21 protein-coding genes are annotated in these 20,503 nt (G+C 45.4%); 14 read left to right on the forward strand and 7 right to left on the reverse strand.

The window, feature by feature from the left end; all coding sequences use genetic code 11:
- Positions 1-198: 198 nt before the first annotated feature.
- From ACOQO1_RS08890 to ACOQO1_RS08940, 11 genes are all read left to right on the forward strand, one after another.
- Positions 199-2,157: a hypothetical protein gene (locus ACOQO1_RS08890; protein WP_420602521.1), complete on the forward strand. Its 1,959-nt coding sequence runs from the start codon at positions 199-201 to the stop codon at positions 2,155-2,157.
- 689 nt (positions 2,158-2,846) lie between these two features.
- Positions 2,847-3,023 (forward strand): hypothetical protein, encoded by a 177-nt coding sequence (locus ACOQO1_RS08895; RefSeq protein WP_420602522.1) that lies wholly within the window; start codon positions 2,847-2,849, stop codon positions 3,021-3,023.
- 266 nt (positions 3,024-3,289) lie between these two features.
- Positions 3,290-3,757: a hypothetical protein gene (locus ACOQO1_RS08900; protein ID WP_420602523.1), complete on the forward strand. Its 468-nt coding sequence runs from the start codon at positions 3,290-3,292 to the stop codon at positions 3,755-3,757.
- 207 nt (positions 3,758-3,964) lie between these two features.
- Positions 3,965-4,522 carry a hypothetical protein gene (locus tag ACOQO1_RS08905; RefSeq protein ID WP_420602524.1) on the forward strand — a complete coding sequence of 186 codons (558 nt, stop codon included), beginning with the start codon at positions 3,965-3,967 and terminating at the stop codon, positions 4,520-4,522.
- A gap of 27 nt (positions 4,523-4,549) precedes the next feature.
- Positions 4,550-4,690 (forward strand): hypothetical protein, encoded by a 141-nt coding sequence (locus tag ACOQO1_RS08910; protein ID WP_420602525.1) that lies wholly within the window; start codon positions 4,550-4,552, stop codon positions 4,688-4,690.
- 1,135 nt (positions 4,691-5,825) lie between these two features.
- Positions 5,826-6,359, forward strand: coding sequence for a hypothetical protein (locus ACOQO1_RS08915; RefSeq protein WP_420602526.1), 534 nt, complete (start codon positions 5,826-5,828; stop codon positions 6,357-6,359).
- 6 nt (positions 6,360-6,365) lie between these two features.
- The gene (locus tag ACOQO1_RS08920; protein WP_420602527.1) at positions 6,366-7,379 is read left to right on the forward strand and encodes a hypothetical protein; all 1,014 of its coding nucleotides are present in this window, start codon (positions 6,366-6,368) and stop codon (positions 7,377-7,379) included.
- Positions 7,380-7,464: 85 nt separating this feature from the next.
- Entirely contained in the window at positions 7,465-8,640 is a 1,176-nt protein-coding gene (locus ACOQO1_RS08925; RefSeq protein WP_420602528.1) for a gliding motility-associated C-terminal domain-containing protein, read from the forward strand.
- A gap of 92 nt (positions 8,641-8,732) precedes the next feature.
- Positions 8,733-9,467, forward strand: a complete 735-nt coding sequence (locus ACOQO1_RS08930; protein ID WP_420602529.1) for a M15 family metallopeptidase — start codon at positions 8,733-8,735, stop codon at positions 9,465-9,467.
- Between the two features lie 40 nt (positions 9,468-9,507).
- Positions 9,508-10,272: a M48 family metalloprotease gene (locus ACOQO1_RS08935; RefSeq protein ID WP_420602530.1), complete on the forward strand. Its 765-nt coding sequence runs from the start codon at positions 9,508-9,510 to the stop codon at positions 10,270-10,272.
- 116 nt (positions 10,273-10,388) lie between these two features.
- Complete coding sequence (locus ACOQO1_RS08940; RefSeq protein ID WP_420602531.1) at positions 10,389-10,556, forward strand: DUF6747 family protein; 168 nt, start codon at positions 10,389-10,391, stop codon at positions 10,554-10,556.
- A gap of 102 nt (positions 10,557-10,658) precedes the next feature.
- On the opposite strand, the gene ACOQO1_RS08945 is transcribed toward ACOQO1_RS08940, so the two are convergent.
- Complete coding sequence (locus ACOQO1_RS08945; protein WP_420602532.1) at positions 10,659-11,054, reverse strand: ankyrin repeat domain-containing protein; 396 nt, start codon at positions 11,052-11,054, stop codon at positions 10,659-10,661.
- 207 nt (positions 11,055-11,261) lie between these two features.
- Between ACOQO1_RS08945 and gpmI the strand changes: the two genes are divergently transcribed.
- From gpmI to ACOQO1_RS08960, 3 genes are read left to right on the forward strand one after another with little or no spacing between them, the layout of a single operon-like run.
- Positions 11,262-12,779 carry a 2,3-bisphosphoglycerate-independent phosphoglycerate mutase gene (gene gpmI / locus ACOQO1_RS08950; protein WP_420602533.1) on the forward strand — a complete coding sequence of 506 codons (1,518 nt, stop codon included), beginning with the start codon at positions 11,262-11,264 and terminating at the stop codon, positions 12,777-12,779.
- Between the two features lie 59 nt (positions 12,780-12,838).
- Entirely contained in the window at positions 12,839-13,657 is an 819-nt protein-coding gene (map, locus tag ACOQO1_RS08955; RefSeq protein WP_420602534.1) for a type I methionyl aminopeptidase, read from the forward strand.
- A gap of 27 nt (positions 13,658-13,684) precedes the next feature.
- Positions 13,685-14,449, forward strand: a complete 765-nt coding sequence (locus tag ACOQO1_RS08960) for a class I SAM-dependent methyltransferase (RefSeq protein WP_420602535.1) — start codon at positions 13,685-13,687, stop codon at positions 14,447-14,449.
- Positions 14,450-14,481: 32 nt separating this feature from the next.
- Here the strand turns inward: ACOQO1_RS08960 and ACOQO1_RS08965 are convergent, their stop codons facing one another.
- The 6 genes from ACOQO1_RS08965 to nqrF all read right to left on the reverse strand — a co-directional run bounded on the left by ACOQO1_RS08965 (position 14,482) and on the right by nqrF (position 20,502).
- Positions 14,482-15,564, reverse strand: a complete 1,083-nt coding sequence (locus ACOQO1_RS08965; protein WP_420602536.1) for a TlpA family protein disulfide reductase — start codon at positions 15,562-15,564, stop codon at positions 14,482-14,484.
- 98 nt (positions 15,565-15,662) lie between these two features.
- Entirely contained in the window at positions 15,663-16,736 is a 1,074-nt protein-coding gene (locus tag ACOQO1_RS08970) for a helix-turn-helix domain-containing protein (protein ID WP_420602537.1), read from the reverse strand.
- A gap of 95 nt (positions 16,737-16,831) precedes the next feature.
- The gene (locus ACOQO1_RS08975; RefSeq protein WP_420602538.1) at positions 16,832-17,842 is read right to left on the reverse strand and encodes an FAD:protein FMN transferase; all 1,011 of its coding nucleotides are present in this window, start codon (positions 17,840-17,842) and stop codon (positions 16,832-16,834) included.
- Complete coding sequence (locus tag ACOQO1_RS08980; protein ID WP_420602539.1) at positions 17,839-18,204, reverse strand: Na(+)-translocating NADH-quinone reductase subunit F; 366 nt, start codon at positions 18,202-18,204, stop codon at positions 17,839-17,841. Before ACOQO1_RS08980 ends, ACOQO1_RS08975 begins: the two co-directional genes overlap by 4 nt.
- A 22-nt stretch (positions 18,205-18,226) precedes the next feature.
- A complete protein-coding gene (locus ACOQO1_RS08985) occupies positions 18,227-19,087 on the reverse strand; it encodes a DUF4846 domain-containing protein (protein WP_420602540.1) in 861 nt (286 codons plus the stop codon).
- 107 nt (positions 19,088-19,194) lie between these two features.
- On the reverse strand, positions 19,195-20,502 hold the full coding sequence (gene nqrF / locus ACOQO1_RS08990; protein ID WP_420602541.1) for an NADH:ubiquinone reductase (Na(+)-transporting) subunit F: 1,308 nt from the start codon (positions 20,500-20,502) through the stop codon (positions 19,195-19,197).
- Position 20,503 lies beyond the last annotated feature (1 nt).

The following is a 20,503-nucleotide window of genomic DNA, read 5'->3' on the forward strand; positions in this document are numbered from 1 at the left end:
GGCCACAGGGACCACAAGGGATACAAGGTGAGATAGGACCCGAGGGACCACAGGGAATCCAGGGTGAGATCGGACCCGAAGGGCCACAGGGACCACAGGGAATCCAGGGCGAGATCGGACCCGAAGGGCCACAGGGACCACAAGGGATACAGGGCGAGATAGGACCCGAGGGACCACAGGGACCACAAGGGATACAAGGTGAAACAGGACCCGAAGGACCACAGGGACCACAAGGGATACAAGGTGAGATCGGACCCGAAGGGCCACAAGGGCCACAGGGAATCCAGGGCGAGATCGGACCCCGAAGGACCACAGGGACCACAAGGGATACAGGGTGAGATCGGACCCGAGGGACCACAGGGACCACAGGGGATACAGGGCGAGATCGGACCCGAAGGGCCACAGGGACCACAAGGGATACAGGGCGAGATAGGACCCGAGGGACCACAGGGACCACAAGGGATACAAGGTGAAACAGGACCCGAAGGACCACAGGGACCACAGGGCATACAAGGTGAAACAGGACCCGAAGGGCCACAGGGACCACAAGGGATACAGGGAGAGATCGGACCCGAAGGGCCACAGGGACCACAAGGGATACAAGGTGAGATCGGACCCGAAGGACCACAGGGACCACAGGGCATACAAGGTGAAACAGGACCCGAAGGACCACAGGGACCACAGGGCATACAAGGTGAAACAGGACCCGAAGGGCCACAGGGACCACAGGGAATCCAGGGCGAGATCGGACCCGAAGGGCCACAAGGGCCACAGGGAATCCAGGGCGAGATAGGACCCGAAGGGCCACAGGGACCACAAGGGATACAAGGTGAGATAGGACCCGAAGGACCACAGGGACCACAGGGAATCCAGGGTGAGATCGGACCCGAAGGGCCACAGGGACCACAGGGAATCCAGGGCGAGATCGGACCCGAAGGGCCACAGGGACCACAAGGGATACAGGGCGAGATAGGACCCGAGGGACCACAGGGACCACAAGGGATACAAGGTGAAACAGGACCCGAAGGACCACAGGGACCACAGGGCATACAAGGTGAAACAGGACCCGAAGGGCCACAGGGACCACAAGGGATACAGGGAGAGATCGGACCCGAGGGACCACAGGGACCACAAGGGATACAAGGTGAGATAGGACCCGAAGGACCACAGGGACCACAGGGCATACAAGGTGAAACAGGACCCGAGGGACCACAGGGAATCCAGGGCGAGATAGGACCCGAAGGGCCACAGGGACCACAAGGGATACAAGGTGAGATAGGACCCGAAGGGCCACAGGGACCACAAGGGATACAGGGTGAGATAGGACCCGAAGGACCACAGGGACCACAGGGCATACAAGGTGAAACAGGACCCGAAGGACCACAGGGAATCCAGGGCGAGATCGGACCCGAAGGGCCACAAGGGCCACAGGGCATACAAGGAGAGATCGGACCCGAGGGACCACAGGGACCACAGGGCATACAAGGTGAAACAGGACCCGAGGGACCACAGGGACCACAGGGAATCCAGGGCGAGATAGGACCCGAGGGACCACAGGGACCACAAGGGATACAAGGTGAAACAGGACCCGAAGGACCACAGGGACCACAAGGGATACAAGGTGAGATCGGACCCGAGGGACCACAGGGACCACAAGGGATACAAGGTGAGATAGGACCCGAGGGACCACAGGGAATCCAGGGTGAGATCGGACCCGAAGGGCCACAAGGGCCACAGGGAATCCAGGGCGAGATAGGACCCGAAGGGCCACAGGGACCACAAGGGATACAAGGTGAGATAGGACCCGAAGGACCACAGGGACCACAGGGAATCCAGGGTGAGATCGGACCCGAAGGGCCACAGGGACCACAGGGAATCCAGGGCGAGATCGGACCCGAAGGGCCACAGGGACCACAAGGGATACAGGGCGAGATAGGACCCGAGGGACCACAGGGACCACAAGGGATACAAGGTGAAACAGGACCCGAAGGACCACAGGGACCACAGGGCATACAAGGTGAAACAGGACCCGAAGGGCCACAGGGACCACAAGGGATACAGGGAGAGATCGGACCCGAGGGACCACAGGGACCACAAGGGATACAAGGTGAGATAGGACCCGAAGGACCACAGGGACCACAAGGGCATACAAGGTGAAACAGGACCCGAGGGACCACAGGGAATCCAGGGCGAGATAGGACCCGAAGGGCCACAGGGACCACAAGGGATACAGGGTGAGATAGGACCCGAAGGACCACAGGGACCACAGGGCATACAAGGTGAAACAGGACCCGAAGGACCACAGGGAATCCAGGGCGAGATCGGACCCGAAGGGCCACAAGGGCCACAGGGCATACAAGGAGAGATCGGACCCGAGGGACCACAGGGACCACAGGGCATACAAGGTGAAACAGGACCCGAGGGACCACAGGGACCACAGGGAATCCAGGGCGAGATCGGACCCGAAGGGCCACAGGGACCACAGGGAATCCAGGGCGAGATAGGACCCGAGGGACCACAGGGACCACAAGGGATACAAGGTGAAACAGGACCCGAAGGACCACAGGGACCACAAGGGATACAAGGTGAGATCGGACCCGAGGGACCACAGGGACCACAAGGGATACAAGGTGAGATAGGACCCGAGGGACCACAGGGAATCCAGGGTGAGATCGGACCCGAAGGGCCACAGGGACCACAGGGAATCCAGGGCGAGATAGGACCCGAGGGACCACAGGGACCACAGGGAATCCAGGGCGAGATAGGACCCGAGGGACCACAGGGACCACAGGGAATCCAGGGCGAGATAGGACCCGAGGGACCACAGGGACCACAAGGGATACAAGGTGAAACAGGACCCGAAGGGACCACAGGGACCACAAGGGATACAAGGTGAAACAGGACCCGAAGGACCACAGGGACCACAGGGAATCCAGGGCGAGATAGGGACCCGAGGGACCACAGGGAATCCAGGGCGAGATAGGACCCGAGGGACCACAGGGACCACAAGGGATACAAGGTGAAACAGGACCCGAAGGACCACAGGGACCACAAGGGATACAAGGTGAAACAGGACCCGAGGGACCACAGGGACCACAGGGAATCCAGGGCGAGATCGGACCCGAAGGGCCGCAGGGACCACAGGGCATACAAGGTGAAACAGGACCCGAAGGGCCACAGGGACCACAAGGGATACAGGGAGAGATAGGACCCGAGGGACCACAGGGACCACAAGGGATACAGGGCGAGATAGGACCCGAAGGACCGCAGGGACCACAAGGGATACAAGGTGAAACAGGACCCGAAGGGCCACAGGGACCACAAGGGATACAAGGTGAAACAGGACCCGAAGGGCCACAGGGACCACAAGGGATACAGGGCGAGATCGGACCCGAGGGACCACAGGGACCACAGGGACCACAGGGCATACAGGGAGAGACAGGACCCGAGGGACCACAGGGACCACAAGGGATACAGGGTGAGATCGGACCCGAGGGACCACAGGGACCACAGGGCATACAAGGTGAAACAGGACCCGAAGGGCCACAGGGACCACAAGGGATACAGGGAGAGATCGGACCCGAGGGACCACAGGGACCACAAGGAATCCAGGGTGAGATCGGACCCGAAGGGCCGCAGGGACCACAGGGCATACAAGGTGAAACAGGACCCGAAGGGCCACAGGGACCACAAGGGATACAGGGAGAGATCGGACCCGAGGGACCACAGGGACCACAAGGGATACAAGGTGAGATAGGACCCGAAGGACCACAGGGACCACAGGGCATACAAGGTGAAACAGGACCCGAGGGACCACAGGGAATCCAGGGCGAGATAGGACCCGAAGGGCCACAGGGACCACAAGGGATACAAGGTGAGATAGGACCCGAAGGGCCACAGGGACCACAAGGGATACAGGGTGAGATAGGACCCGAAGGACCACAGGGACCACAGGGCATACAAGGTGAAACAGGACCCGAAGGACCACAGGGAATCCAGGGCGAGATCGGACCCGAAGGGCCACAAGGGCCACAGGGCATACAAGGAGAGATCGGACCCGAGGGACCACAGGGACCACAGGGCATACAAGGTGAAACAGGACCCGAGGGACCACAGGGACCACAAGGAATCCAGGGTGAGATCGGACCCGAAGGACCACAGGGACCGCAAGGGATACAAGGTGAAACAGGACCTGAAGGACCACAGGGGCCACAAGGGATACAAGGTGAAACAGGACCCGAGGGACCACAAGGGTTACCGGGCGCAGATGGTGCTGACGGGGCAACAGGACCCGAAGGGCCACAGGGACCGCAAGGGATACAAGGTGAAACAGGACCCGAGGGACCACAGGGGTTACCGGGCGCAGATGGTGCTGACGGGGCAACAGGACCCGAAGGGCCACAGGGACCACAGGGAATCCAGGGCGAGATCGGACCCGAAGGGCCACAAGGGCCACAGGGAATCCAGGGCGAGATCGGACCCGAAGGGCCACAGGGACCACAAGGGATACAAGGTGAGATAGGACCCGAGGGACCACAGGGAATCCAGGGTGAGATCGGACCCGAAAGGGCCACAGGGACCACAGGGAATCCAGGGCGAGATCGGACCCCGAAGGGCCACAGGGACCACAAGGGATACAGGGCGAGATAGGACCCGAGGGACCACAGGGACCACAAGGGATACAAGGTGAGATCGGACCCGAAGGGCCACAAGGGCCACAGGGAATCCAGGGCGAGATCGGACCCGAAGGACCACAGGGACCACAAGGGATACAGGGTGAGATCGGACCCGAGGGACCACAGGGACCACAGGGGATACAGGGCGAGATAGGACCCGAAGGACCGCAGGGACCACAGGGCATACAAGGTGAAACAGGACCCGAGGGACCACAGGGAATCCAGGGCGAGATCGGACCCGAAGGGCCACAGGGACCACAAGGGATACAGGGTGAGATCGGACCCGAAGGACCACAGGGACCACAAGGGATACAGGGTGAGATCGGACCCGAGGGACCGCAGGGACCACAGGGAATCCAGGGCGAGATCGGACCCGAAGGGCCACAGGGACCACAAGGGATACAAGGTGAGATCGGACCCGAAGGGCCACAAGGGCCACAAGGGATACAGGGAATCCAGGGCGAGATCGGACCCGAAGGGCCACAGGGACCACAGGGCATACAGGGCGAGATAGGACCCGAGGGACCACAGGGACCACAAGGGATACAAGGTGAGATCGGACCCGAAGGGCCACAAGGGCCACAGGGAATCCAGGGCGAGATCGGACCCGAAGGACCACAGGGACCACAAGGGATACAGGGTGAGATCGGACCCGAGGGACCACAGGGACCACAGGGGATACAGGGCGAGATAGGACCCGAAGGACCGCAGGGACCACAGGGCATACAAGGTGAAACAGGACCCGAGGGACCACAGGGAATCCAGGGCGAGATCGGACCCGAAGGGCCACAAGGGCCACAAGGGATACAGGGAATCCAGGGCGAGATCGGACCCGAAGGGCCACAGGGACCACAGGGCATACAAGGTGAAACAGGACCCGAGGGACCGCAGGGAATCCAGGGCGAGATCGGACCCGAAGGGCCACAAGGGCCACAGGGCATACAAGGAGAGATCGGACCCGAGGGACCACAGGGACCACAGGGCATACAAGGTGAAACAGGACCCGAGGGACCACAGGGCATACAAGGGATACAAGGAGAGATCGGACCCGAAGGACCACAGGGACCACAAGGGATACAGGGCGAGATCGGACCCGAAGGGCCACAAGGGCCACAGGGAATCCAGGGCGAGATAGGACCCGAGGGACCAGTGGGTCCGCCACAAACTTTAAGCAAATCTGGTATTACCATTACCTTAAGTGATGGTGGGGGATCAGTTGACGAAACTGTAACCAGCTTATCACAAAACAATGGAACCGGGGTAATAACCTATACCAATGAAAATTCTACTGACCAAACCGCCAATGTGGTAGGGGCTGAAACTGATAACAGTATAGCAGTGGGAGCCAATGGTGGGGCATATTATGAGAGCCCTGTCAAAGCATTTGGAAAAATAGCTTCAAACGGATCAATCCTGAGGGCAACTTCTGGCATTACGGTTACCAAATTGGGTGGGAATGGCCGTTATAGGGTGAATCTACCCTCTGGATTAGTATCGGATGCCAACTATATAATACAATTAACTCAGCCAGGAAGAGGCGGTGCTGGTAATGATGATCCTGGAATATCCTATAACAATCAAACGCCATCAGGTTTTGAGGTCATTATAGGCGACAATGACAATGGCGGAGGTAATCGATTTAGGTTTAATTCCGAATTTATGTTTACCATTTTAGATTTATAGATAACTATGAGAAAAGCACTTACAATATTAATTTTTGTTTTAACAGCCAGCGCTTCTTATGCTCAAATTGAGGCAGGCTTATTGTTTAGCCTCAACACAGGAACTACGTCAGAAATAAATGCTATTACTGGCATGCAACAGGGTCAAATGTTATTCAATTCTGATACCCGTGAATTATTGGTTTTTAACGGAAGTAATTGGGTAACCACAGCTAATTCCAACTGGCAACTAACAGGAAATGTAGGCAGTAATGGGTCTTTCTTAGGCACAACAAATGATGTCAGCATGGACATACGATCTAACAATGTTAGCACTCTTGAATTTGGTAGACGACAGACACTGGGATTGGTTCAGAATTATGTTGATTACACGGATGCAAATCAATATCTAACCTATGTTAAAGGTAATAATGGAGTTTCCGCACTGCAATTTCAAGCAGACGCTGCAGCCTTTTATAAACCCATGTTCTTTACAAATAGCGATGGGAATTTCAGACTTAAAGGAAGTGCTGCAGGTACTGACTTTTTTGAAATTGGTTCCAATGGGGTTTCCAACAATGGAGAACTAGAGTTCATTATAGCTGATGATGGTGCAGAACCTTTTCTTTTCAAACGTTTTGATTATAGGGATCAACAACTTAAAGAACTTTTTAGAATTCAAGGAAGTGCCAACGCTCAAAATGCCAAACCCAGAGTAGGTGTAAATACCGGGCAAATGGCTAATTCCACCTTCCAGGTCAATGGATCTATGTCAACCGCAATTACAAGAATCACCAACAGTATTACGCTTACAGAGGATCATCACACAATAATAATGACAGGTGGTTCTCCCAATATAACCTTGCCAAATGCTAATAGTTGTCAAGGTAGGGTTTACATTATTAAAAATTATTCAGGAAGCAATAGGTTCAGTTCAACATACAGAGCAGATAATGGGGGTTCAAGCACTCAAATTCGCAATGGACGATGCTATGTTTTACAAAGTGATGGTGTGGAATGGCAACAAATAGTAAGGGATTAAAACAAACCTATTCAAGATGATTTCACAAAAATGAAGCAACTATTTTAATTAAATACAGTGCCATTTCAAGCATATCAATGAACATATGTTAAAAGTAAAAAAACAAATAACGCCATTTGTGCTAGGGTTAAGTTTAAGTCTGACACTATTCTCATGGAGTCAAGATGCAGTACATAACTTCGGAAACCTTCAGTTCCATGCCACAGCTTCGGTTGGGTTCCACATTGATTTGATAGATGACGGTGTATTTAACAATAATAAAGGGCTGGCAGGTTTTTATAGTTCAAACAGATTGACGGTATCGGGTTCCTCAAACCCAGTTTTCAATGACCTTGAAATTGTTGTTGATAATGGATTACAATTAAATACTTGGGTGGGAGTTACCAATAACACTAATTTCGTGATAGGCAACGTTCTCACCCAAAAAGGCACTTCCAACAATTACTTGAACTTTATGGATGCCGCATTTTACAACGGAACCGGAAACACTACCCATATTAACGGATATTCAGGTGCCACCAATAAGGAAATCATAACATTTCCCGTTGGCAATGGGAATCGATTGCGATATCTAACGCTAACATCAAGTGCTATCAACAGTTTGGCCAAATGTGCCTACTATTTTGAAAATCCTAATAACAGCGTTTCATTAGGAATGCAATTTAATACTGAAAGCAAAGAATTTGATGATCTGCAAATCAGTGAACTTGAGTTTTGGAGATTGGAAGGCAATCTCCCTTCTGTGGTGACACTTACATGGGACATAAATAGCAATGCAGATGAATTGGCCAACACTCCTGAAGAATTGGTAGTGGTTGGTTGGAGCAAGGCAGAAAATCAATGGGAGCAACTGGGAAACTCTTCCATAAGTGGTAACATCCAGGTTGGAAGCATTACTTCCAATACTTTTATTCCAGATGACTATGAAATTTTGACTATAGGTGGAACGGACGATTTGTTGGAACCATTTTCTGTCCTTGAACTTGACAACTACTTTTTAACTCCAAATGATGATGGGGTCAACGATTATTTGATAATCGACGGCATAGAAAATGCTCCAAATAATATCTTGAATATATACAATCGCTATGGGGTATTAGTATACTCCAAATTGAATTATGCTAATGAATTTAAGGGCATTTCCAATCGAAATTCTGTTGTTAGCAGAGATTCTGGGTTAGCTTCGGGAATCTATTTTTATACACTTACGGTGCAGGATACCCGACAAAAATTTCAGGGATACATGTACATATCAGAATAATAGGGTATAATCATGGGCCACATTCTGCTATATTTTCTTTATCAGACAAAAAAAATACTTCTTAACTTGTCCTCATAAACAAATTCCATTTAATGAAGCGTAGGACTTTTATCAAAAAAACTGCTATTTCAGGAGTGGCTTGCACCCTCCCTCCTTTTTTTCCAATGAATCCAGATTTGGGATATTCTGTGGACGAACTAATGGGAAAAGCAGATATCGAGCTCTTTGGAAAAGGAATCAACCTGCGCAAGGAGGCCTTTGAAGCTTTTGAAAAAATGAAAAAAGCGGCCTATGCAGATGGATTTGATATAAAGATGGTTTCTAGTTTTAGGGATTTTTATAGGCAGGAAGGTATTTGGGAGCGAAAATATCTTCGTTTTACAGAAGATGACGGAATGAAACCTTTGGATGCCATAGATAAGATAATTGAATACTCCACAATCCCTGGAACCAGTAGACACCATTGGGGAACAGATATTGACATTATAGATGGTTATCCAAAAACATCGGGCGATGTTTTGGTTCCCGAAAAATTTGAGGCTGGAGGTCCGTTCGCGGATTTTAAGGTTTGGTTGGATGAAAACTCGGAAAGGTTTGGCTATTATCTGGTTTATACCGATGAACCCAAAAGACGCGGCTTCAAATATGAGCCATGGCATTACAGCTATGCCCCCATTTCCATTCCCATGCTGACCGCATATAGAAAACTGAATATTTTAAAACTACTTCAAAAAGAGGAGTTCTTGGGGTGCGAACATTTTACTTCAGGATTTTTAAGAACATACATTCAGGATAATATTTTAGATATTAACCAAAACCTATTATAGCTCATTTTTTGTATCTTGAGTTTTCAAGAACACTAACATTATGAGAAGAGGAAGTTGGAAAATCCGTATCCTGATCGGACTTGCCATTGTAGCCTTTGCGTTTATCCAACGTTGTAACAACAAACAGGAGAATCCATATACGGGAAGGGTCCAAAATATAAACATGACTGCAGATCAGGAAATAGCCATTGGTTTGCAAAGTGCCCCAGAGATGGCACAACAGCATGGCGGACTATACCCTGATGAGAGAATGCAAGCTTTGGTGGACGCTGTAGGGCAAAAGCTGGTCAATAGCAGCATTGCCAGGGAAACTCCATACAAATATGACTTCCACCTGCTTGCTGATGACAGAACCATAAACGCCTTTGCCTTGCCAGGTGGACAATGTTTTATAACCTATGCGTTGTTCTCTCAACTTACAGAGGCACAACTTGCTGGAGTATTGGGGCATGAAATTGGACACGTAATTGGAAGACATTCTGCAGAACGGATTGCGGAAAGCAGTTTTTGGCAGACCTTGACCATGGGTGCTTCCGTAGGTGGAGATATGGGAGGTTTGGTGAGTGGTATAGGCCAGAACACTTTATTAAAAAATGGAAGAGGCGATGAACTTGAAAGCGATGAACTGGGTGTATTATTAATGAAACAATCTGGTTATGATCCTTATGAAATGATTGAAGTGATGAAAATTCTAAAGGCAGCAGCTGGGCCAAATAGGGTTCCAGAGTTCCAGAGTACGCACCCAGACCCCGAAAATAGGATAGAAAAGATAAAGGAAGCCATTGAAAAATATTCAGGTCGATAGATTTGGCACGTTCGTCGATTAAAAAGTTTCATTCGCCAGTTTTAGTTACCTTTGTGTGACCCCAAATCAATAATACCATTCTTTAACCCATTTTTGCTATCTAACGAGAACAGCATATGGGAACACTATTACATTTCAGAAGCCTTTACACAGAGGCGTTTGATAATTGCAAACCAAGTTTTGTGGTTGTCTTGCTCAAAGGATATGCAATCTTTTGTGGTATTTTATTGTCTATGGCGGTATATGCATTTTTATACAGGGCCTTTACAGGATTTGATTTTTAAAAACGATATTATTTACTCTTTTACATGAACACTATAAGGTAAATGACCTAAAAAGCCCATCCGTTTGGATGGGCTTTTTAATTGGATGAATAAACTCTCTTCCTATTTCTTCATAGCCAATTTCAATACTTCCAATGACTCTGTTGCATTAGAAAGCTCTGCATATTTCTTTGCAGTATAGCCTTTGTCGCATTTTTTCTTCACATTTGCGCCATTGGCAATAAGCAGTTCTAGGATTTCAGCCTTGTTGTAGCGGGCCGCAAAATGAATCGGGGCCATCCCCATAGACTTTCTGTTCACATCTTCTCCTAGTTCAATTAATTTTTTAACCGTGTCCACATCTCCCTTCAATATAGCTTTACAAAAAGAGCTAAGCTCATCTGGAATTGCGGTTGTAACTTTTAGGTCTTCTTTAAATGTAGTTGTTGATTCGTTGGCAAAACTGCCTGTAACCACGAACATAAATGCCGCAGCTACGGTTAAGATTGTTTTTTTCATGATGAATAATTTTTGATTAATGATTAATTAATATAAAAATAGACTCCCTTCTTCATGATTTGTTACAGCATTAACACTTAAATAACTAAACTTTAACAACACGAGATTTTTTAACATAAATAATTAACAAATCCGTAGGCAGAAATTAGCCCAAATACTGGTGCATCCAGCCAAATCAAGCTATTTTTGGTGTTTAATCTTGATAGCATGAACAAGAAAGTAATCCTTATGATTTTGGATGGCTGGGGAAAATCACCAGATCCAAAAGTATCCGCCATAGAGCAAGCAGACACACCTTTTATCGATTCATTGTACACCAAATACCCTGACGCAAACTTGTTAACGGATGGTATGAATGTTGGACTACCCGAGGGGCAAATGGGAAATAGTGAAGTAGGCCATATGAATCTGGGAGCAGGTAGAATTGTCTATCAAGATTTGGCAAAAATCAACAAGGCCGTCACAGAAGATACCTTAAAGCATGAAGAAGTACTTAAAAATGCCTTTGAACATGCCAAAATCAATGATAAGGCCGTTCATTTTTTGGGATTGGTAAGTGATGGTGGGGTACATAGCCATATTGACCACCTAAAAGCCTTGATAAAAGCAGCAGATGAAAATGGAGTTCAAAAGGCCTTTGTTCATGCATTTACGGATGGTAGGGATGTTGACCCCAAAAGTGGGAAGGGTTTTCTTGAAGATGTGAATAATTTTTGTTCAGACAAAAGCACCAAGCTAGCTACCGTTGTAGGTAGATATTATGCCATGGACCGCGATAAAAGATGGGAAAGGGTTAAACTGGCCTATAATGTAATGGTGAACAGTATGGGGGAAAAAGTAGCGGACATCTCTGAAGCCATGCAGAAAAGTTATGATGAAGGTACCACAGATGAGTTTATCAAACCTTTGGTTTTAAAGGATGGTGCAAATAATCCGGTTGCTAAGATTTCTGAAGGTGATGTCATTGTTTTCTTCAATTTTAGAACTGACAGAGGGCGGGAATTGACGCAGGTTTTGAGCCAGGAAGATTTTCATGAGCAAAACATGCATAAATTGGACCTGTACTATGTCACCATGACCAATTATGATGATTCGTTCAAAGGAATCAAAGTCGTATATGACAAGGAAAATATAAAGGACACCCTGGGGGAAGTGCTTGCGTCTTATGGCAAAAAACAAATCCGTATAGCTGAAACCGAAAAATATCCCCACGTTACCTTTTTCTTCAACGGAGGCAGGGAAGAACCTTTTGACGGTGAAAAACGAATTCTCTGTCCATCCCCAAAAGTGGCCACTTATGATCTTCAACCGGAGATGAGTGCATATGATATAAGGGATGCCATTATACCTGAATTGCAAACCGGAGAGGCCAGTTTTGTATGTCTTAATTTTGCCAACCCTGATATGGTGGGGCATACTGGGGTCATGGAAGCGGCTGTAAAGGCTTGCGAAACAGTAGATTCCTGTGCCCGTGATGTTATAACTGCTGGATTGGAAAATGGCTATTCAACCATAGTCATTGCAGATCATGGAAATTGCGATACCATGATCAATCCAGATGGCAGCCCAAATACAGCACACACCACCAATCCCGTACCCCTAATTTTGGTGGACAAGGAAATCAAAGAAATCAAAGATGGTGTATTGGGCGATATTGCTCCCACAGTTTTACACCTTTTGGGAATTGAACAACCTAGTTTGATGACTCAAAAATCACTGGTTTAAACAGTTATCCATTTATTGGAAGGCCTGCCATTAATTGATTTCAACTTATCTTTGCAGCCATGATAAAAATTAAGACAGCAGAGCAAATTGAATTGATGCGCGAAAGTGCGTTGGTCGTTTCCCAAACTCTGGGAATGTTGGCTTCAGAAATTAAACCGGGTGCCAATCCATTACATTTGGATAAACTAGCTGAGGATTTTATACACGAGCAAGGTGCAGAACCAGGTTTTTTGGGGATGTATGACTTTCCCAACACCTTAAATTGGAGTCCAAATGCCCAAGTGGTACATGGTATTCCCAATAATGAACCTTTGAAGGAAGGTGATGTTATCTCAGTTGATTGCGGTGCTTTAAAAAATGGCTATTACGGGGATCATGCCTATACTTTTGAAGTGGGTGAAGTTGCCGAGGAAACCAAAAAATTGCTTAGAGTTACCAAAGAATCTTTATATGTTGGCATTCGGGAATTTAAGGAAGGAAATCGTGTTGGCGATGTAGGTTATGCTATCCAAAAATATTGTGAGAATCACGGTTATGGAGTGGTAAGAGAGCTGGTAGGTCACGGTTTGGGAACCGAACTTCATGAAGATCCCCAAATGCCCAATTATGGAAAGCGAGGCAGGGGGAAAAAGTTTGTGAATGGGATGGTGGTCGCCATTGAACCCATGATCAATATGGGCACCAGACGAATAAAACAACTTAAGGACGGCTGGACCATTTTAACTGCAGATGGCAAGCCAAGCGCACACTTTGAACACGATGTGGCACTAATTGATGGCAAGCCAGAACTTTTGTCCACATTCCAGTATATTTATGATGCCCTGGGAATCAAAAGTGATGAAGAAGAGGAGTTCCGAAGAAAAAAGCTTCAGGTTTAAACCAATTAGCCCTTCATCAAAAAAGAAATGAAACGGTTCTTCAAATTTTTCTTGAATCTTTTTCCCAGACCGTTGCTCATCAAACTAAGCTATTGGGTGCGTCCCATCATTGCCCTTTTTCTAAAAGGAAAAAAACATGTAGATCCCATTGATGGGAGAAGTTTTAGGTCATTTCTGCCCTATGGCTACGAAAACCCAAGGGAAAATGTGCTCTCCCCCTCTACCCTTTCTTTAGAAAGGCATCGCTTGCTTTGGCTGTTTTTGAAAACGGAAACAGACTTTTTCACTAAAAAGCTGAGCCTTTTACATTTTGCTCCAGAACAAGCTTTTTACAAAAGATTTAAAAAGTTAGAAAACTTAGAATATACCACTACAGACCTAAATTCGCCTCTTGCAGACGTAAAAGCAGATATTTGCAACCTTCCTTTTGCCGATTACTCTTTTGACGTTATTCTTTGTAATCACGTTTTAGAACACATCCCTGACGATACCAAGGCCATGCAGGAGTTGTATAGGGTACTGAAACCAGGCGGTTGGGGCATCTTTCAGATTCCGCAAGATTTAAAGCGCGAAAAAACCTTTGAAGATGACTCCATAACCGACAAAAAGGAGCGAGCCAAAATTTTTGGTCAGTATGATCATGTCAGAATTTATGGAAGAGATTATTTTGATAAACTCCGTCGGATAGGTTTCCGGGTTGAAGAAATTGACTATTCCCAAAAACTATCAGCCAAAACCATTGAAAAATATCGATTGGCAAAGGGAGAAATCATTCCTTTGGTAAAGAAATGATTTCCTCTCCAAAACTGTTTTTTCTTATTCCTTTATTCTAACTCCTCAAGTCTTGCTTTCAGTTCTTGCGCAGTGATATTTTTAGAAATTATCTTTCCCTCTTTGTCCAATAAAAAATTGGCTGGCAGGGACGATAAGAGATATTGTTTATAAATGGTCTGCTCTGAATCCAAAATTTGATTCCATTCCAATTTGTCTTTTTCAATTGCCTTTTCCCAATGATCTTTGTTTGAATCTATACTTACACCTACAATATCAAACTTTACATTTTTTACAGTTTTATACAGCTCCAACAGTTTAGGATTCTCCACCCTGCATGGTCTGCACCATGACGCCCAAAAATCTACCAAGACATAAGAACCCCTGAAATCAGAAAGGCTTATCAAAGTTCCATTTTTGTTCATAGCCTTAAAATTTGCCATTTTACTCCCCAAGGCCAGTTGATCAGCTTTTTCAATCCTGGTTCCCAAAGATTTGCTCATTCCGCTTGATGGATAATCAGTTTCAAATTTTCCGAGCATTTCTTTAAAGAATTTATTGTTCTTGTAAAGATCTAGATAGCCTAAGGCATCATAAGCCTTAGCTGATGGTCCCATTTCCCGTATGAGATTTTCCATGGCCTTTATAAATTCAACCAGTACCTGATCTTTCTTTTTTTCAAGTGCCGCTATTTTTTGTTGGTCATTCTCTTTCATGGCCTGATCAAAATCTTGAATCATACCTGCAAAAAACTTATTATTGAGGGTTTCAATGCTTTGATTAAAGTTCAGTTCCGATGCAACTTCTGAATCCAGCGTAATCCCATCATCTAATTGAAGGTTGATTGTACCACTCTGCTCCACAGCAATTCTCACCTCTTTGCCCGTATTCAATTTTACTCCATAAATTGATGGCTCTAAAAATTGATTGGCCACATTGTAGGTTTCATTTGGATTAATGTTGGTAATGGATTTCCATTCAATCATTTTTTCTTGATCGTAATCATACTTGGAAATGGTTATAGTTGTGATATTCTCCGAGCTTACCTTAAAGAAAAAGGTGTTTTCTTCTATTTGTTGCGATTTACAACCATTGGCAAAAAGGCATAGAAGTAATAAAATTTTGATTGTTTTCATGATTGATGTCTTTTAGAATTTGTACCAAAAGTACCTTCACAATAAACACCTGTCGTCCGAAAACGCGAATCCGAACCCTTTTAAAACAATTGTAATTCTTAATTATACCTGGACTTAAACTCCGAAGGTGTGATTCCTGTTTTTTTCTTAAATGCAGTATTGAAAGACGACTTGGAATTAAAACCGACCTCATACAGCACTTCCAATATGGTTTCATTGGGATTTTGAGGGTTCATCAGTCGTTCTTTGGCCCTGTTGATTCTATATGTATTGATGAAGTCCACAAAATTCTGATCATAATGATCATTGATCAATTCGGAAAGTCTTCTTTTTGGGATACCAATTTCTTCAGCAAGGGCAGCAATGGTAAGATTATAGTTTTTGAATGATTCTTTATTCAACAAATGTGCTTCCAACTGACCAATGAGCTTTTTGTTTTCTTCCAAAGTTGTGTTTATACGCTTTCGAGATGTTAATGAAGTGGAGAATTCCAAGTCATCTTTGTTATAGCCAAAAGGGTTTCTGGAAGTGGTAAATCCATAGAAATATAGCAGATTAATAGCTATCAACATTAAAAGAAATACAGCATTTTCCAAAAAGTAAGTGTTCAACCTCAAAAGAAAGGCAACAAACTGGGTAATGTCCACCAAGACAATCAAACTAAATATGATGAAGACCCAGTGCAGCCAACCAACGTTCAACCATTCCAACCTTGAATAGTTATCCCGGATAACTCTTTTATATCGCCTAACTTCCAAAAAACAGAGAAAGATATAGATGAGAACATGAGCTACGTATCCAATATATAGCTCCGGTTGGCAAATATTCCCTTTGGTAAACCCAATACCAAAACAGATTGTAATAAAGGGAAGAAAATGCATGGTACTCATCTTATTAAAGGTAAACTGCCTTTGAGTGATACATTTATTGTAAAAAAACAGCAATGGGCCGTACAAAAAACCATAGGCACAATTAATACTTTGAAAAAAATCACTGGCAATGCCCCGGTTCACCAAAAACAATCCTAGAACCTGGATGGTAAGTGTTCCAATTATTGCTGCTAATATAAAATCCCCTTTACTTTTTTTAGGATTGGAGATTAGAATATAAAACGTAAGCAATGCTCCTTGAAAAATGATGATGATATGGATAACATTGGTAAAGGAAAACATGTGGAATAGCCTAGAAAAATTGATTGATGTAGGCTAAATATACAAAGGGTACATCAGATATTGGCAACAGTACCAACGCACAACCGTTTAACACGCTAATTATTGGCGTTTACTATCAGTTTTTCAAAACCGGAAGTCATATACTCTTTTGTTTCCCCACTTTCATTCAAAAAAATAATGTAAGCTTCCAACTCAGAATGAGCTGCCAACAAACGCTTGGATTCCTCCAAATCCATTGCCATAAAGGCTGTGGCAAAAGCATCCGCCTCTGCGCAGGTTTTTGCCACCACGCTCGCTGCCAAAACTTTTGCGTTCTTGGTATATCCAGTCTTCGGATCTATGGTGTGCACGTGTTTTTCTCCAGTTTCTGGGTCAATTCTAAACTTGCGGTAATTGCCAGAAGATGCCATGGCCATATCTTGTATCGATACAATCAATTTTAATTGTCGTCCTATTTCAACCTGGGGGTCATCAATCCCAACGGACCATTGTTTCCCTGAAATTTTGTTCATTCCTTTGGTTACAACCTCCCCACCTACTTCAACCAAATAATTTTCAATGCCCTTGGCATCCAGCAAAGCGCCCAAGCGATCAATGGCATATCCTTTGGCCACGGCATTAAAATCAAAGTATGTTTCTGGATGGGTTTTGGAAATAGTTCCATCAGCATTCAGATGTACTTTGTCCCACCCAACATAATTTAATAAGCTATCCACCTTCAAGCTGTCCAATCGCAATTGTTCACCAGGACCAAAACCCCATGCATTGGCCAATACGCCAACTGTAGGATCAAAATAGCCGTTAGAAGCCTTATGGACTTGGCTGGAGGTTTCAAAAACATCCTTGAACATATGATCGACCACAATAGTGGAATCTCCTTTATTTATTTTTGAGATGTCGGAGGTAGGAATATAGGTTGATAACGATTGGTTGAGCACTTGAAAGACAGAGTCTATCTCTTTTTGAAAATCCAGTTGTTCATCGTCTAAATAAATGATGGAATAGGTTGTACCCAAGGCATTGCCCACTGTTTGGTTTTTTATCAGTGGATTAGTGGTGCACCCAAATAACAGTGCTGCACTACATACAAAAATCAATTGTTTCATTCTAAAATCTCTATTAAACCTTGGTAATCTACTACGTACTCTTCATTTAAGTAAACAGGTTGTTCCCTGTTTGATGCATTTGACAGTCCCACACCAGCAAAATAAGTTCTAGCTTCAAACTTTTCCGCATGGTTTTTCACCTTTTGCATTACTTCCAAATCATAATCTTTCGGATTGTTGGGGTATTCCACATTCCTAACCACGATAAAATGAAGTACCTTCTCCTTTAAACAAACGTATTGCGGATTCTTTTTAGGCTTGCTATTGATGGCCATAAATTCATAACCCTCGGCCTCTAGTTGTCTTCCAACAATATTCATTGCCAAATTGTGCAATTCTTGTTCTGTTAGTGGTCTGCCCATTGCGCAAAATTAGGGTTTAAAGTTATTTGAACCGCACAAATTTAGCGCTATCAAACGTATAATTTGAAACGGGAATGACTGCATCTTTTTTCAACGTATACCATGGGGAAATGGATGTTTCTTCCAAATTTTTAACCAAGTGTACACTTTGTGCGGGCGTATTGCCCTGAAAAAGTAGATATAGCTTTTCTCCTTTGGCATTGACGGCCTCATCGCAAATCATTACTATATGCCCAGGACTTCCTCCTTTGATGAGCATATCTCCAATCTTCAAGTTTTTGGCATCCTCAATTTTGGGAAGCTCATGGAATAACGATAAAGTACCGGAATAGGTGTAAATCAAATTCAGGTAACGATAAAAATTTTCTTTGCTATGATTCTCTTGGGCGGTTTTATAGAAAGTAACCCTGTTTCCATCAATTTTTGGTCTGAACCCGTTGGCATACTGCTCCCAGGAACAATAATGCCCACTGGTAAAATTGAAACCTATTTCATTCTTTCTGTTGTTGTCCCACAAATATTCACTTCGAATCCGAATCAAAGCATCGGCACATTGCTGCAATCCATTTATGGGAACCGGAATCTCCAAAATACCAATATGTCCGTGTTGCCAGAAATATTCTGAGCTATCATAATTGATAATCTTGCTTCCAAAAGGTTTTAGCTTGTAGTTCCGCAAATAATCTTCAAAGGAACCCTCGGGGTAAGCAACTCGTTCATATCCTTCCGGTACATTTACCCTAGTCTTAATACTAAGGCTGTCCTCATTCACCAATTTGGGTTCGACAACAATCGCTGAAACTGCATGATTAACCGGTTTGATTTTGTATGCGATCAAACCCAAAACTGAAATCACCAATACAATGAATACAAGTTTTTTCATAAAACTAAATATCAAACAAAAAAACCGATGCTTTCGCATCGGTTGATTTTTATAAGAATACTTTAACGATTCCTAGAACCTAGTTCTGAAAAGTTTAGCGTGAGGTTTTATCCACCAAAGTCATCAAATCTGATGTTCTCATCTGGGATTCCAAAATCCTCGCCCATTTTCTGAACAGCTTTGTTCATCAATGGCGGACCACAGAAGTACAGTTCAATATCTTCTGGAGCATCATGATGGTTCAAGTAATTGTCAATTACACAATTGTGTATAAACCCAACAAAACCATCTCCTTCTGCATCAATATCTTCTTTTACCTTCCAATTGTCTTCTTCCATTGGCTCTGAAAGTGCCATATAGAATTTGAAGTTAGGGAAGTTCCTTTCCAATTCCTTGAAGTGCTCTATGTAAAACAACTCTCTTTTGGAACGTCCACCGTACCAATAGGTTACTTTTCTATTGGTTTTAAGGGTTTTGAACAAGTGATACAAGTGCGAACGCATTGGAGCCATTCCGGCACCACCGCCTACGTACAACATTTCTGCCTCAGACTCATTGATGAAGAACTCACCGAAGGGTCCTGAAATGGTTACAGGGTCCCCTGGTTTCAATCCGAAGATATAGGAAGAGGCCACACCTGGGTTTACATCCATCCATCCGTTTTTGGAACGATCCCATGGTGGGGTTGCAATACGTACATTTAGCATAATCTCTCGTCCTTCTGCAGGGTAAGAGGCCATAGAATAGGCACGTTCAACAGTTTCCGTGTTTTTCATTACCAAAGGCCACAGGTTGAACTTATCCCACTCCGTTTTAAACTTATCCGGGGTTTCATGTTCTTCTGGGTGTGCAGTGATATCAATATCGGAATATTTTACTTCGCAAGGTGGAATCTCAATCTGAATGTACCCTCCTGCTTTGTAGTTCATATCCTCCGGAATCTCAACCACAAATTCTTTGATAAAAGATGCCACATTGTAATTACGAACAACTTTTGCAGGCCATTTTTTAATACCGAAGACTTCTTCAGGAATGGTAATTTCCATGTCCTGTTTTACTTTCACCTGACAAGCCAAACGTGCACCGTGGTTTAATTCCTTTTTAGAGAAATGGGGAGTTTCTGTTGGCAACGCCTCTCCTCCACCTGAAAGTACATGGCATTCACATTGGATACAGGTTCCACCTCCACCACAGGCAGATGGCAAAAACACTTTTTGGTTACCCAATGTGGTCAACAGGGAATCTCCAGAAGCTACTTCAATCTCTTTTTCGCCATTAATGGTGATGGTCACGGGGCCAGAAGGAGATAGTTTCTCCTTTGTGAACAACAAAAGTGCTACCAACAATAATAACAGGATAAGAAATGCTACTACAGTAATTAGAATAGTACCTCCGGTACTGGTGGCTAAAATCATC

This window comes from Flagellimonas sp., from assembly GCF_965222555.1.
Classification (GTDB): Bacteria; Bacteroidota; Bacteroidia; order Flavobacteriales; family Flavobacteriaceae; genus Flagellimonas.

Bases quoted from the DNA above. Each gene is read 5' to 3' on its own strand.
- ACOQO1_RS08920 (WP_420602527.1), top strand. From the start codon at position 6,366: ATGAGAAAAGCACTTACAATATTAATTTTTGTTTTAACAGCCAGCGCT.
- ACOQO1_RS08925 (WP_420602528.1), top strand. From the start codon at position 7,465: ATGTTAAAAGTAAAAAAACAAATAACGCCATTTGTGCTAGGGTTAAGT.
- ACOQO1_RS08930 (WP_420602529.1), top strand. From the start codon at position 8,733: ATGAAGCGTAGGACTTTTATCAAAAAAACTGCTATTTCAGGAGTGGCT.
- ACOQO1_RS08935 (WP_420602530.1), top strand. From the start codon at position 9,508: ATGAGAAGAGGAAGTTGGAAAATCCGTATCCTGATCGGACTTGCCATT.
- ACOQO1_RS08940 (WP_420602531.1), top strand. From the start codon at position 10,389: ATGGGAACACTATTACATTTCAGAAGCCTTTACACAGAGGCGTTTGAT.
- ACOQO1_RS08945 (WP_420602532.1), bottom strand. From the start codon at position 11,054: ATGAAAAAAACAATCTTAACCGTAGCTGCGGCATTTATGTTCGTGGTT.
- gpmI (WP_420602533.1), top strand. From the start codon at position 11,262: ATGAACAAGAAAGTAATCCTTATGATTTTGGATGGCTGGGGAAAATCA.
- map (WP_420602534.1), top strand. From the start codon at position 12,839: ATGATAAAAATTAAGACAGCAGAGCAAATTGAATTGATGCGCGAAAGT.
- ACOQO1_RS08960 (WP_420602535.1), top strand. From the start codon at position 13,685: ATGAAACGGTTCTTCAAATTTTTCTTGAATCTTTTTCCCAGACCGTTG.
- ACOQO1_RS08965 (WP_420602536.1), bottom strand. From the start codon at position 15,564: ATGAAAACAATCAAAATTTTATTACTTCTATGCCTTTTTGCCAATGGT.
- ACOQO1_RS08970 (WP_420602537.1), bottom strand. From the start codon at position 16,736: ATGTTTTCCTTTACCAATGTTATCCATATCATCATCATTTTTCAAGGA.
- ACOQO1_RS08975 (WP_420602538.1), bottom strand. From the start codon at position 17,842: ATGAAACAATTGATTTTTGTATGTAGTGCAGCACTGTTATTTGGGTGC.
- ACOQO1_RS08980 (WP_420602539.1), bottom strand. From the start codon at position 18,204: ATGGGCAGACCACTAACAGAACAAGAATTGCACAATTTGGCAATGAAT.
- ACOQO1_RS08985 (WP_420602540.1), bottom strand. From the start codon at position 19,087: ATGAAAAAACTTGTATTCATTGTATTGGTGATTTCAGTTTTGGGTTTG.
- nqrF (WP_420602541.1), bottom strand. From the start codon at position 20,502: ATGATTTTAGCCACCAGTACCGGAGGTACTATTCTAATTACTGTAGTA.